This is a genomic window from Thermogemmatispora tikiterensis (assembly GCF_003268475.1).
Lineage (GTDB): Bacteria > Chloroflexota > Ktedonobacteria > Ktedonobacterales > Ktedonobacteraceae > Thermogemmatispora > Thermogemmatispora tikiterensis.
Map to the genome: position 1 here is coordinate 5,741,644 of NZ_MCIF01000002.1, position 11,960 is coordinate 5,753,603.

At 61.2% G+C, this 11,960-nt stretch carries 13 protein-coding genes; 6 read left to right on the top strand and 7 right to left on the bottom strand.

Annotated features, from left to right (window positions below):
* The coding region (locus A4R35_RS22875) for a zinc ribbon domain-containing protein (RefSeq protein ID WP_223258455.1) at nucleotides 1–239 on the top strand (239 nt) is incomplete at its 5' end.
* On the opposite strand, the gene A4R35_RS22880 is transcribed toward A4R35_RS22875, so the two are convergent.
* A complete protein-coding gene (locus A4R35_RS22880; protein ID WP_112433611.1) occupies nucleotides 217–963 on the bottom strand; it encodes a hypothetical protein in 747 nt (248 codons plus the stop codon). The two genes, A4R35_RS22875 and A4R35_RS22880, sit on opposite strands and share 23 nt — an antisense overlap.
* A 551-nt stretch (nucleotides 964–1,514) precedes the next feature.
* Here A4R35_RS22880 and A4R35_RS22885 point away from each other — a divergent pair.
* Nucleotides 1,515–1,916 carry a globin family protein gene (locus A4R35_RS22885; RefSeq protein WP_112433613.1) on the top strand — a complete coding sequence of 134 codons (402 nt, stop codon included), beginning with the start codon at nucleotides 1,515–1,517 and terminating at the stop codon, nucleotides 1,914–1,916.
* 125 nt (nucleotides 1,917–2,041) lie between these two features.
* Here the strand turns inward: A4R35_RS22885 and A4R35_RS22890 are convergent, their stop codons facing one another.
* Nucleotides 2,042–2,935 (bottom strand): bifunctional 5,10-methylenetetrahydrofolate dehydrogenase/5,10-methenyltetrahydrofolate cyclohydrolase, encoded by an 894-nt coding sequence (locus A4R35_RS22890; RefSeq protein WP_112433615.1) that lies wholly within the window; start codon nucleotides 2,933–2,935, stop codon nucleotides 2,042–2,044.
* On the bottom strand, nucleotides 2,932–3,555 hold the full coding sequence (locus A4R35_RS22895) for a cyclodeaminase/cyclohydrolase family protein (protein ID WP_189362221.1): 624 nt from the start codon (nucleotides 3,553–3,555) through the stop codon (nucleotides 2,932–2,934). The genes A4R35_RS22890 and A4R35_RS22895 overlap by 4 nt, the downstream gene beginning before the upstream one ends.
* A 909-nt stretch (nucleotides 3,556–4,464) precedes the next feature.
* Here A4R35_RS22895 and A4R35_RS22900 point away from each other — a divergent pair.
* Nucleotides 4,465–5,499, top strand: a complete 1,035-nt coding sequence (locus A4R35_RS22900; RefSeq protein WP_189362223.1) for a WD40 repeat domain-containing protein — start codon at nucleotides 4,465–4,467, stop codon at nucleotides 5,497–5,499.
* 105 nt (nucleotides 5,500–5,604) lie between these two features.
* Here the strand turns inward: A4R35_RS22900 and A4R35_RS22905 are convergent, their stop codons facing one another.
* Together A4R35_RS22905 and A4R35_RS24455 are read right to left on the bottom strand one after the other, a co-directional pair.
* Nucleotides 5,605–7,854 carry a Piwi domain-containing protein gene (locus A4R35_RS22905; protein WP_112433621.1) on the bottom strand — a complete coding sequence of 750 codons (2,250 nt, stop codon included), beginning with the start codon at nucleotides 7,852–7,854 and terminating at the stop codon, nucleotides 5,605–5,607.
* Nucleotides 7,855–8,132: 278 nt separating this feature from the next.
* Nucleotides 8,133–8,273, bottom strand: coding sequence for a hypothetical protein (locus tag A4R35_RS24455; RefSeq protein ID WP_189362225.1), 141 nt, complete (start codon nucleotides 8,271–8,273; stop codon nucleotides 8,133–8,135).
* A gap of 22 nt (nucleotides 8,274–8,295) precedes the next feature.
* Between A4R35_RS24455 and A4R35_RS22915 the strand changes: the two genes are divergently transcribed.
* Nucleotides 8,296–9,300 (top strand): RNA-guided endonuclease InsQ/TnpB family protein, encoded by a 1,005-nt coding sequence (locus tag A4R35_RS22915; RefSeq protein WP_112433625.1) that lies wholly within the window; start codon nucleotides 8,296–8,298, stop codon nucleotides 9,298–9,300.
* 406 nt (nucleotides 9,301–9,706) lie between these two features.
* Here the strand turns inward: A4R35_RS22915 and A4R35_RS22920 are convergent, their stop codons facing one another.
* Entirely contained in the window at nucleotides 9,707–10,042 is a 336-nt protein-coding gene (locus A4R35_RS22920) for an SHOCT domain-containing protein (RefSeq protein ID WP_223258456.1), read from the bottom strand.
* 328 nt (nucleotides 10,043–10,370) lie between these two features.
* Here A4R35_RS22920 and A4R35_RS22925 point away from each other — a divergent pair, with 328 nt between their 5' ends.
* Nucleotides 10,371–10,688, top strand: coding sequence for a hypothetical protein (locus tag A4R35_RS22925; RefSeq protein ID WP_146747312.1), 318 nt, complete (start codon nucleotides 10,371–10,373; stop codon nucleotides 10,686–10,688).
* A gap of 82 nt (nucleotides 10,689–10,770) precedes the next feature.
* On the opposite strand, the gene A4R35_RS22930 is transcribed toward A4R35_RS22925, so the two are convergent.
* Nucleotides 10,771–11,265 carry a winged helix-turn-helix transcriptional regulator gene (locus tag A4R35_RS22930; protein WP_223258457.1) on the bottom strand — a complete coding sequence of 165 codons (495 nt, stop codon included), beginning with the start codon at nucleotides 11,263–11,265 and terminating at the stop codon, nucleotides 10,771–10,773.
* A gap of 170 nt (nucleotides 11,266–11,435) precedes the next feature.
* Here A4R35_RS22930 and A4R35_RS22935 point away from each other — a divergent pair, with 170 nt between their 5' ends.
* Nucleotides 11,436–11,954, top strand: a complete 519-nt coding sequence (locus A4R35_RS22935) for a DoxX family protein (RefSeq protein WP_112433631.1) — start codon at nucleotides 11,436–11,438, stop codon at nucleotides 11,952–11,954.
* The last annotated feature ends 6 nt before the right edge of the window (nucleotides 11,955–11,960 follow it).

The following is an 11,960-nucleotide window of genomic DNA, read 5'->3' on the forward strand; positions in this document are numbered from 1 at the left end:
GCGTGGCAGAGGTGAACCCGGCTTACACGAGCCAGCTCTGTTCACGCTGTGGCCAGCGAGGAACCCGTCGCCGGCATCGCTTCGCCTGCCCACACTGCGGGGCCGAGGAGCATGCCGACATCAATGCAGCGCGCAACATTCGAGCGCGTGCACGCTGTACTGTCCTGCGGGGCAGTGGGCTGCTGTCAACCAGCCCCGAAGCCCGGGCCGATGAGGCTACGGGCAAGCCCCTGGCTTGAAGCCAGGGGTCGTTGACTGTCCATTGGCGGCGTTGAAGGTGCAGGTGCTCAGTGAATAGTTATCCGAATAAATCAGCGTATAGAGCGTGCCGGTGCAGGCAGCGGCCAGGCCCCCGCTGGCTCCCAGCGGGGGCAGCGACCAGCTCTGCAGACTGGACCAGCCAGCGCCGTTGAAAAAGGAGCAACCGAGGGCTTCGCCACCAATGACGTCGTAGAGAAAAAAGACATCGTTGGTGCCAGCGCAGGCAATACCTTTGATCAGGGCGTTGCTCGGTGGGGAAAGCACAGTTGTCGGGCCGCTCCAGCTCAGACCGTTATTGGCTGAGGTCCAGACCCAGAGCTGGCTGCCGCTGCTGCCGCGCTGAGCGAAAGCTCGCAGCAGACCACCACAGTTGGCAATGGCGCAACCACCGTCCTGATTCATAACCCCACTGGCACCCGGTAGCGTCACCCAGGCGCTGGTGGCCCACTGGCTGGCCTGGGCAGGATCGCTGATGCGCTGGACCTGGAAAGTCCCGTTCAGAAAAGAGCTGGCCCCCGCCAGGCGGACGCGCACGATGCTGCCATCGCTGGCAAGGCAGGCATCATGCCAGCTCTCGGGCGTGCCAGGGGTCTGGTAGGGAGCATAGTGCAGGACACGGTCGGCAACGCTGAGGACAAGGGCGGGACGGCGCGTCAGGCTGCTGAGAGCCACGTTCAGGGGATTGGGAAGAGTACGAACCATCGTGAGATCTCCTGTTGCTTTGGGGAGGTCTTGGATTGGGGCCTGATGGGAAAGGAGGAGAACAACATACATGGGGCGGGAGGCGAAGCCGCTAACCCCTCTGGGGCGGAGGCAATGGCCTGACCACCTTCTACCAGTATAGCTGAGTGGCGAGCCGGAGGCAAGAGGCGATCTTGTTCATATAGACATAGGTCTATACAGTGTTGAAGGCGCGGACCGCGCCGTGAGGAAAATTGTACACAGTGCCCAAATACTTAGGGATAGAATTAGATATTCTACTCATTTACAGGGAAAAAAGAAAGTGATACTGTATAACCAGAGAAACAAATTAGGCATACTTCACAAGAGCGCCCACATTACTGACCATTGCAGCGCAGCGAGCGAGATCAACAAGCAAGGGTGCCAGGGGTCCTGCCTGTTGGCAGCGAACGTTCAAGCTGGCTGGGGAGAGCCGCAGAGTGGCGAGGTGAGCCAGAGTAGGGCACCATCAGTGCCGTACGCGGTGTGAAAGAAGGAAAGAGAGAGAAGAAAGGGAGAGAGGCGACGTCTTTATGAATGCGCCCCTGCTCAAGGAAAGCTTTGAGCTAATTGCTCCTCAGAAAGAGGCTTTTGCGCGTCAGTTCTATGAGCGCCTTTTTACGACCTATCCCCAAACGCGCCCGCTCTTTGCCAGCACCGACATGCGGCGTCAGGAGAGCGCCCTCATGGCCACCCTTGCCGCAGTCGTCGCCGGCGTTGAGCGTGGAGAGAACCTTGTGCCGGTGCTGCGCAAGCTGGGTGAGCGCCATTACCGCTATGGTGTGCAGCCTGAGCACTATCCCCTGGTTGGGCAGGCCCTGCTCGCCACCTTTAGCGACTTTCTCGGGCCGCGTTTCACGCCGGCCATGCAAGATGCCTGGGTACAGGCTTTTGAGGTCATCAGCTCCCAGATGATCGCTGCTGGTGAACCATAGCACGTTGCGTGAGGGGCACCGCACTACTTATTTGCCCTCCTGGGTGCGGCTGCCCCTCCCCCCCTCTTCGCCGTACCGGGGTCCTGGGGGCCAGCAGGCGAAGAGGCGAAGCAACGTTCCCCCAGCTAAAACTGAGGGATGGAGAGATCCGGCGCCTCTTCCGCCAGTCCGCTGGCCAGCCAGGCGGCGCGGACGCACTGTTTGAGCAGCATGACATTGGTCAACGGACCGACGCCACCCGGCGTTGGGGTGATGGCCGCAGCAACCTCACGTACTGCCTCAAAGTCCACATCGCCCACGATGCCCCCTTCCGGTAAGGCATTGATCCCTACATCGATGACCACCGCTCCCGGGCGCACCATCTCGGCAGTCACCAGGCGCGGGCGTCCGACGGCGGCGATCAACACATCGGCCTGGCGCGTCAGGGCTGTCAGATCGCGTGTACGCGAATGGCAGACACTTACCGTGGCATTACGCTGCAAGAGCATCAGCGCCAGCGGCTTGCCCACCACATTGCTGCGCCCCAAGATTACCACACGCTTGCCTGCCAGTGGTATCCGATGGCGATCGAGAATCTCCACGACAGCGGCAGCGGTCGAAGGCAGGAAGCTGGGCAGGCCCAGGAAGAGATTGCCGGCGCTGCCAGGGCTGATGCCATCGATATCCTTCGCCGGTGCCACCGTATCGGCGACCATCTTCTGCGAGAGGTGGGCAGGCAGGGGCATCTGCACAATGATGCCGTGGGTGCGCTGGTCCCCATTGAGCTGAAGCAGCAGGGCGCGCAGCTCGTCGGCGCTGGTCAGAGCAGGTAGCTCCTCTAGTCGTGCCTGCACACCGATCTCTCCGGCGATGCGCAGGATAGCCTTGGTATAAACTCCCGAGGCAGCATCGCCGCCCACACGCACAATCACCAGACCGGGTGGGTAGCCCTGCTGCTCACGGAAGCGAGCGACCTCAGTGCGCAGCTCGCCCCGAATCTCGGCACTGAGGGCGCGCCCATCGAGAATTGTCGCACTCACAAAGTCCCTCCTACCAGGCGCGCCACGTCGCTCTGGCCTGCCTCCACTTGCTGCAGGGCTGCCTCCAGGCGCCCTTGCAGCTGCTCGACCAGTTGCTGGTTTTTGAGAGAGCGCAGGTTGACGCGCACCATCCACGCTGCCCCCTGGGCCGCACTCATCACCAGGGCGGCCCCCGCGGCGATGTCGCTGCGGACATTCTTGTTGCCGATCTGGGCCAGGCGCACGCAGAAGTGCATCAGCTCCGCCGCTCGCTCGGCTACTTCCAGCGGCACCAGGGCCGCCTCATGAAGCCGCACCTGAATGGCACGGCTGCGAGCCTCGTTCTCTTCGCTGCTCCCCTTGGGAAGCCGGAAACTCATGGCAAGCCGCTCGTAGGCGTCAATATCCTCTTGTATGAGTTGTTGGAATCGCTCGCGCAATTCCTCAGTCTTTTGTAGAATCTCTTCAATCTCATCTTGTACGTCAGCGTAGCCGCTTTTGCCAATGGTGAGTCGAGTGACCATACTGGCAAGGGCCGCACCCATCGCTCCACTCAGCGCCGCAGCGGAGCCGCCCCCGGGTGTTGGTTGTGAGGAAGAGAGATCATTGAGATACTCCCGTAAGGATTGATCTAAATACATGTACATGTCCTTGCAAAGAGCAGTAGCTGTTGGCTGTCTGCAGTATCCCAGAGGGACAGGCATTTTGAGAGACATTATAGCACAGAACTGGTGATGCTGCGCGTGCTCTTACGCTGCAATGGCTGGCTGAGCCTTCCCCTGGGCATAGCGTGAGGGTAGTCCCTGCCGGGGGCTTTGTGAACTGCGTCACTTTTCTCGTGTGAACTACGACCTGGCGAGATCGCCCTCTGGCAGCTACCTTTCGTACAGGAAAAAGATCTAACTCCGATGTTTCTTCTTACAAACTCATTGCTGAGTCGGCGAAATAACCCTTTTTTAAGAAACTAATGAAAGATCGCATGGAGAGTCGAGTTCAATGAAAATGGCTACTCTTCCCCCTCTATCTCGCTTATGCGAGGGGAATGGTGCAGCCTCTGCCAGCCTCCCGGTGCACTGTGCAGACAGCCGCTGTTCTCTCATTCCACCTACCGCGATGCATGGCCTGGCCGGCGATGTGGATAGCGTTCCGCCCTGGGCGCTCCGAGAAGCCGCGGGTTGCGGGCCAGCGCTGGCTCTTCCTTCAACGGGCTGGGCCCGGTTACTGCAACCCTGGGCCAGACCAGGTCAACCGCTGACGTACCTCTACCACGAGTAATAGCCAAGCAAAGGGGCGGGTCTGACTGGTAGCTTCCCAGGGTCAGCCCGACGGGGCAGTTACCAGCGCAGCGACCCGACAGCGATTGCAACGCTTTCCTGTGTCCTGTGGAGGGTTCCCCTATGAATAGCGGCAGCCTTTGCGTTGCCTGCGATGATCAGGGAATGAAGGGTACTCTGGCGGGGTCGACGCCATGGCGGGAGGGTGCTGGCATACGAGGCTGCCGGTGCCAGCCGGCGTCGGCTCCCGCTGGGGTAGATAGGGCGATAGCAATCATGACCCCTTCTTCGCTGGCTCGGCTCTCGATCACATCAGAGGCAACGCTGGCGACCTTTCGGACCCCGGCAGGGGTGGCCGTCGCAGATCTGGCCTGGTCTCCTGACAATCGTCTGCTGGCTTACTGCACGGCGGGCGAAATTCCAGACCTGCGGGTCTGCGATATGAGCAGTCGCAAGACGCTTGTGCTCTACCAGAATAAGGCCGTTGATGCCATCAGCGTGTTTGGCTGGTTTGTCTCTGGCTCCTCTCTTGTAAGTTTCCTCGGGCTGTCGCGTGGCCTCCTGCAAGTGCTGCAGCTGACCAACGGTAGCTGCCTGGTCCACTGTGCTGCGAGTCTGGGCGCAGGGACCGCTATTTCTCATCACAGCTTTGCCTGGTCCCCGGATGGCTCTCGGTTGGCGGTGGCAGGCAAGGCCCAGGTGGTCGTGATTGAGCGGAGCAGCGGTCGGATGCTGGCGGCCTACCCACCGCAGCCGCTGCCGGGTGGTCAGCCCTCCTATATTGTGGCCTGGTCGCCGGACGGTCAGACGATTGCCTCGGCGGGGCGCATGCATGCGGTGCAGTTCTGGGAGGCGGCCACGGGCCAATCCCGGCAGCATTTCCCTGAGCAGGGGCAGGCTATTGCGGCAGCCTGGTCGCCGGATGGTCGCGCTCTTGCCTATATGGTGGGGTGGGACATGGTCAGGTGCGCAGGCTCGGCCCTGCCCCTGCCGGTGCTGATCATCGTGCGTGAGGTTGAGACGGGGCGCCAGCTTCTGGAGCTGGAAGGGCGCTTTCTGGTGGACCTGGGCAGGTCAGGGCTGGTGGTCTATCCCCATAGCCTGGCGTGGTCGCCGGACAGCCGCTATCTGGTGACAGCCGGCCAGGGGGCGGAGGTGCAGGTCTGGGAGGTGGGGCGCCAGCGGCTGGCCCTGAGCTATCGAGGGCACCGCGATCTCGTCCAGGCGGTGGCCTGGGCGCCAAATGGCCAGTGGATCGCCTCCGGGGGGAGGGATGGCACAGTGCAGATCTGGCAGGCCCCGGGGCGCTGACTGATCACAGCGTCCCTGCCTGCCAGGGAGGGTGTCCCTTCCCTACGAAGGGCCTGCCTCCCTGGCGCTCGTCCGTGTTGGCGGACACACCTGCCCGGCTCAGGTTCAAAGCCAGAAAGGCAACGTACCCTCAGCCCGCTGCGGACGAATGCCAACCAGTGCCAGCCCACCCAGCTCATCACTATAGTGAATGCTAATCGGCAGCCGTGGAGGACGTAGCGAGCCGGCGTGCAGTAAGGTCAAGGCGAGCACTGAATGCAGGGCCTCCTTGAGAGGGAAAGGCGGCTCGCTACGGATATGCAGCGGCTCCGGGGTGGCTGCCGACGAGGGTGGCAGGGTTGAAACAAGCAGGGCCTCGTAGTCGCTCAGGAGCATAGCGCTACCCTTTGAGGGCAAAGTAATCCCCTCCAGTTGCTGACGAGAGGAAGAAGCTGGGCGATGGCTGCCTGATGGTGCCACGGCGGCTCGGCCTGGAGCCGGTTGGAAGCCATAGAGTCGCGGAGCTCCCTGCTTGATGACCTCGACCAGCAAGAACGTCGCTCCAATGCGTTGAGCCCACTCCTGAAGATCCTGTTTCTCGCGTCCGCGATAGGGACCATCGCGCTGGATCAGCACCCGCTTGCCAGCGAAGAGGGCCTTCGGAAAGAGCTGTTGCAAAACTTGACTGGGAATAGTCTCGCCATCGATGACCGCATCGGCGATCCGGTACTGAAGCAGCTGGCCATCGTTTTGAAAAATTCTCGTCTGAGCTGTTAGGTTCACGCTGCCCGGCAGCGACGTTTTGAGGCGCCGAGCGATATCGATGCCAACGATGACATCGGCATAAGGGAGAGGCTCGGCAAGCACATAGGGGATGCCACCCATCTTGCTCAAGAGACCCAAAGCGATGTTAGCTGCGGCAAAGACCCGCTCTTTCAGAGTCGAGAAGAGAACCACCTGACTGGGGATGTCGTTGCCAACCGTGAGGGCCTTGAAATGGTGGTAGAGGGTCCAGGGCTTCTGGCTGGCTTCCTCTCGGGGCGAAGGCTGTGCCTCCCGATCGGGGAAGAAAGCCAGCAGCGCATCGACGGCGCGCTCCTCCCGAAGGGAGGCGATGACCTGCTCCAAGGCCTCCTTGCTGTTATGGGGGAGCCGCTTCAGAGAGAATTGCACGGGTGCCTGGAAGAGCTTGAAAGCCTTCCCCAGAAGCCGAGCAAAGCTCGCCGCCTCTTCTTTGCGTAGATCTCTTGTTGAGACAAGGCCAAGGCGCAGAGTTCTCCTGTCAGCCAGCGAGGGCGCTGGGCGATAGAAGCCGTAGCGCTTTAAGCCCGTTATGACTTCCCCGCTGTCCTTGTGCTCGATGATCTGATCCTGGCCAACGCGGAGCCGAGGAACAAAACCCAGGTCGGTACCATGCTGGAAGAGCCTCGGCGTCCGCTGCGTGCTGTAGGCCGCGGACTTGATCAGTTTGCGCTGCTGCAGAGGCTGCGACAGCGAGCGGATCATCGCAGCGCGCCTGGCGGGCGAGAGGTGCAGGCGGCTATGGACCTGGCAGCCGTTCAGGCCCAGGCGCTCATAATCTCCTGGCTGTACCACAATGCGCAGCCCGCTCAGCGGATATTCGTACCCTTTGCCGCTCGCCGTGGCTACTAAGACCACGGCCTCCTCATCTCTGGCTTGCTCTAGACGCCGCCGCGAAGGCTCTCGCGTCGCCAGGGCCAGCAGTCGCTGACGCTCCGTAGCGACCTTCCCTGTCACGCGAGCAATGGAGCCGCAGAGGTCTCCCTCTTTGGCCTTGACGCGCAGATCGCGAATGTGTTCCTCTAGCTCGCTCAGTGTTTGCCAGGAAAAGCTTTGACAGAACGACCACAGGTCCTGCTTCAGCACCGGCTGGGAACTGACCGAGAGCGAGATGGCTGGTTCCCCCTGGACCAGCCAGCCACGCAGGTGGTAGATACGCCAGATCTGAAGCGCCGGTGGCAGCTCCTCGTGGAAGGGCTGCAGGGCCTGTTTTAACTCTTCCGCCAGTTCGTCGGCTAGGCCAAGCGCTACATAGTCGGCTTGCTCGCCTGGCCCAGCCTGCCATTGCTCCTCGAGCTGGATCGTACGCAGGCCACCAAAAACGCCGCTCGGCGTGGACCAGAGGTCTCGACAGAGCTGCTTCAGCTGCTCTGCAGTGCAGAGCTGGTCGCTGACCAGGTGCCGGCTGCTGCGACTCCAGAACCAGTGGCCCCCGGTGCGCCGGCGCAGATCATAGGCCAGCTTGCCGCCAATCATGGCCGGGTCATCGTGGGTCGTCAGATCCAGCAGGTAACCAACAAGAGGAGGCAGAGCCTCCCTGTTAAGAGGGAAAATTTCAGAAATTAATGCTTCCATATCGTTATATATTTTATTGAGTTAATAGGAGAAGACTGCACTGCTGTGGTACAGCCGGGCTATCCCCGGCGAGGGCAGGTCTGCCACGGGGGACATCGCTCTCGTCCTTTCCTTCTCTTTTCTATGTTAAGGTGCTGGAGGCGGAAAAGCTCCCCCACAATGGGGGGGCTGGCAGAAAGGAGGCAGGGGCCTGACAGGCAGACAGGTATCTGGCGCGGTCTCAGGGCAAGGGTCCTGCAGGAGTGACCAGATGGGTGCCCTGAGACCGTGCCAGCCGTTTAGCAAAGCTGCTGCATGATGGCGATATAGGCGTTCCAATCGGTGATCGTGGAGATGTCTTCAGTGAGGAGAGCGCAGTTGTTCACGATGGCGTATTGGGGCGCCGGCCAGGCCTGGCTGCTGATCAGCTGATCAAGCACTGTTTTGGCATGCGCTCCCGTGATGACCTGTAGCGCCATCCGCCTGGTGGCCGCCGCCTACCAGAGTGCCCAGAGCAACCGCCGTCCCCCACAGCATCCGTTCCAGTTTCGACGCCGACGGGCGCTGTTCCTGATCGGGCCACGAGGACGCGATGCCCGTCTGCGCCCCGATGGCTCTCTCTCGATCTGGACCGTCGCCGGACGCAAGCGTCTCCCGTACCAGGTCCCGGAGGCCTTTCAGCAGCGGCTGACGCAGGCGAAAACGATGGACAGCCTCACCGTGCTGGAACGAGGTGGGAAGCTGATCGGGCGACTCACCATCACGCTGGAGGTACCTGATCTCCCGATGGCATGCCCGAAGACCGAGGCCGTCGGGGGGATTGATCTGAACGAGACGAATGCGCTGGTGGCCGTGGATGGACAGGAGCGGGTCCTCTTTGTCAGCGGGAAAGCGGTGAAGGTACGCAATCGGCGCACGGCGAAGACGCGGACGCGGTTGCAGCGGAAGCTGGCGGCCCACAAGGCACAGCACCGGGACACGAGAAGTGTCCGGCGGGTGCTGCAACGGCCTGGCCACCGGCAACGGCACCGCACCCAGACCTTTGCGCAGACAGTAGCGAAGCGCCTGGTGGAGTGGGCACCACCGCAGGCGGTACTGGTCTTTGAACGGCTGCAGGTCCCTCAGCCTCAGCAAGAACACATCCGGGGGCGAGCACTGCGGCGCCGGTTAGCACTCTGGCAGCGGGGACTGATCCGCCGCTGGACCGAGCAGCAGGCGCAGGAGAAGGGGTTGCGCGTGGCAGAGGTGAACCCGGCTTACACCAGCCAGCTCTGTTCCCACTGCGGCCAACGCGGAACGCGTCGCCGGCATCGCTTCACCTGTCCCCACTGTGGGTTCCAGGAGCATGCCGATATCAATGCGGCCCGTAATATTCGAGATCGCTGTCCTGTCCTGCGGGGCAGTGGGCTGCTGTCAACCAGCCCGGAAGCCCGGGCCGACGAGGCTGCGGGCAAGCCCCTGGCTTGAGCCGGGGGTCGTTGACCTGGGAACCCTCCGTAACGATCTCAGTGCCAATGAAAGATAAGTAGTCTGGTCAGACATCAGGCATAGAGTGCAAGTGCATGCTGAGGCCCCTATGGGGCAAGTGTCTGGACCTATCCATGAAAAAAACGTTGCCAGAGGCACTTCTCGGTTGCTCTCTCTAATCTAAGGGAACCCTCGGAAGAAGGATGGCCATTGCCACAAAAAGGCGCTCCATACGCCGTGGCTGCCTGTTAGCGATCAGACAAGCAGCCACTTCGTATGGAGCGCCTCTACTCCCTTGTGAGGGAGAGGAAGGGGCCAGTAAGCTAGCTCACTGGCTCGATTCTTTCTTTCCTGCTATCCTCCCAGGAGCCTGAGAGCTGCTGGTCTCCCTTGATCCGAGGAGGCATCAGTAGCCGCTCAGAATGCGCTGCTTCTCTGCCTCAAACTCGGCCTCTGTCAGAGCGCCCGAAGCGCGCAGTCGTTCCAACAACTGGAGCTGGGCCAGGCGGGCATCCGTCGGGGTGCCAGGATTCTGCGTCGGCGCCTGATAGGGTGGATAACCATAGCCCTGCTGATAGTATGGCGGGTAGCCCTGATACGGCTGATTGCGTCCCTGCCAGCGGCCAAGCATATAGCCCAGGCCGCCCGCTAGCAGGTCACCGAACAACCCACCGCCGAAACCGAAGCCGAAGGGGAAGAAGACGGGGCCACCCCAGCCCCAACCATGATGATGATGATGCATACTGTTCACCCTCCTCGCTGTGTAAGCGTCGCTTGCCTTTTTGTTCTACCCCGCCCTCTCGGGGTACTCGCGACGGCCAGCCTTTCTGTGGCTGTCGTGCCTCTTTCCTCCGACCAGCTAGAGGACCGGCAGGCAGACCAGGAGGCAATCAGCTAGCTGAAGACTCGCTCGGAGCTGCTGCTAGCGCCCGGCGGACGTTCCTCTGGCTAATCCACTCCTCTCTCCGGCTCACGTAGGTCGTCTGCCTGCCGGCCTTTTTCTCTCCTCCACTCAAGAGATACGCACGAGGAGTTCACAGGTTAAATGCTATGCAGGCAGTGTCTGGCTCTTGCCTGCAAGCCGTCGTCACTCGCTCCTCATGCTGGCTCCGCTGTCTACCTGGTCTCTTTTCCCCTCCCCTTTTATGAAACATCGTCGCCTGGCAATCTATTTCTTCGCCGGGCTCACAATCTCACCTCTGAACCGGAGGCTACCAGGTCGGGACACCACCTTCTTCGAACAGGTCTGGGATGAGCGGCAAGAACAGCAGGGCCAGCTGCTCACGGACCAGGACTTCATCACGGAGCTAGAGCAGACCCTCCGCGAGGCCGAGGGCCTGGCCCTGGCAGAGCGGAAGGTAGCAGCTGGCCTGGAGCGCCGGCTATGATGACCTCTACCGCACGCAAGTGCCTCTCTTAGACGGTAGATCTCTTTAGTGACTGTTCAAGGGGAGAAAGGCTCTTTCTCGTTCAGTTTTCTGCTTCTTCACTTGTCCCTGCAAAGGCATCGTTCTCGCCACAGAGAGGGGCGGTGACGGACCTGCTGATGGGGGACTGGTCAGCGGATGCCGAGGATGAGGCGGAGCACAGTGTGCCGCAGGAAGAGGCTGGCAGAGGATCGGCGAGATTCTTGCGCGCGAACTCCTCAATCGCGGCAATGACCTGGCCGAACTCCTGGCCTGTGGGCGTCAGATGATATTCGACGCGCGGCGGAATCTCTAGGAAGGCGCGCCGCTCGACAAAGCCCAGTTCCTCTAGCAAGCGGAGGCGTTGGGTCAGGGTGCGCGAACTGATGTGGCCTAGCTGCTCCAGCAGCTCGCTGAAGCGCCGCGGCCCCGACAAGAGATTGATGATGATCAGCAGGATGCAGACATCGCCGACCAGGCGAATGGCTCGCCCCATTGGGGTTGTTGCGTTACAGGCCTCCGGCCTCGCCGCCGGCTGTTCTCGCTCAGCTCTCTTCATGGCTACTAGTATATCATACTATAAATAGAAAAGCAACATCCTTGACGATAGGAACTTTCTATGATACTCTTACTTTCATACAGAAAGAAAAGATAGGCATCGCTGCCGGGGAAGAGAGAAGCCTCTTCCCGGAGCGGGTCGGCAATAGAAAGGAAAGGAGTGGTCTTCTCATGTCAACAACCCTGAGCCTGGGGCTGCTTATCCTGCGTCTCGGGGCTGGTTTAACGCTGACCGGGCATGGACTGCAGAAGCTTTTTGGCTGGTTTGGCGGGGCGGGACTGGCGCGCACGCGCGAGAACTTCGCGCGTCAGGGCCTGCAGCCGGCCTGGCTCTGGGTGACGCTCGCTATTCTGGGGGAAGTAGGGGGTGGTCTGGCGGTGGCGCTAGGTTTCCTCACTGCTGTAGGAGCGGCAGGCATGGCGGGCGCGATGGCAATGGCGACCTTCAAGAGCCACTGGCGCAACGGCTTCTGGATGCAGCGCGGTGGCTATGAATATAGTCTACTTCTGATGCTGGTGAGCATCGTCATCGGTCTCACAGGGCCGGGCAACTATGCACTCGATGCCCTGCTTGGCATCGGCCAGCGAGAGACAGTGCTCTTTATTGGGCTGGCCCTGGCTGCACTCATCGTAGTGGCAATTGGTATTGTTATTAGTCGCAGGCCACAGACAGCCTCGCAGGATGCCTGAGGATGC

What these genes read in the sequence shown, in the direction of transcription:
- A4R35_RS22895 (WP_189362221.1), bottom strand. Translation starts at nt 3,555, where the DNA reads ATGTATTTAGATCAATCCTTACGGGAGTATCTCAATGATCTCTCTTCC.
- A4R35_RS22920 (WP_223258456.1), bottom strand. Translation starts at nt 10,042, where the DNA reads ATGCATCATCATCATCATGGTTGGGGCTGGGGTGGCCCCGTCTTCTTC.
- A4R35_RS22880 (WP_112433611.1), bottom strand. Translation starts at nt 963, where the DNA reads ATGGTTCGTACTCTTCCCAATCCCCTGAACGTGGCTCTCAGCAGCCTG.
- A4R35_RS22905 (WP_112433621.1), bottom strand. Translation starts at nt 7,854, where the DNA reads ATGGAAGCATTAATTTCTGAAATTTTCCCTCTTAACAGGGAGGCTCTG.
- A4R35_RS22935 (WP_112433631.1), top strand. Translation starts at nt 11,436, where the DNA reads ATGTCAACAACCCTGAGCCTGGGGCTGCTTATCCTGCGTCTCGGGGCT.
- A4R35_RS22885 (WP_112433613.1), top strand. Translation starts at nt 1,515, where the DNA reads ATGAATGCGCCCCTGCTCAAGGAAAGCTTTGAGCTAATTGCTCCTCAG.
- A4R35_RS22930 (WP_223258457.1), bottom strand. Translation starts at nt 11,265, where the DNA reads ATGAAGAGAGCTGAGCGAGAACAGCCGGCGGCGAGGCCGGAGGCCTGT.
- A4R35_RS22915 (WP_112433625.1), top strand. Translation starts at nt 8,296, where the DNA reads ATGACCTGTAGCGCCATCCGCCTGGTGGCCGCCGCCTACCAGAGTGCC.
- A4R35_RS22900 (WP_189362223.1), top strand. Translation starts at nt 4,465, where the DNA reads ATGACCCCTTCTTCGCTGGCTCGGCTCTCGATCACATCAGAGGCAACG.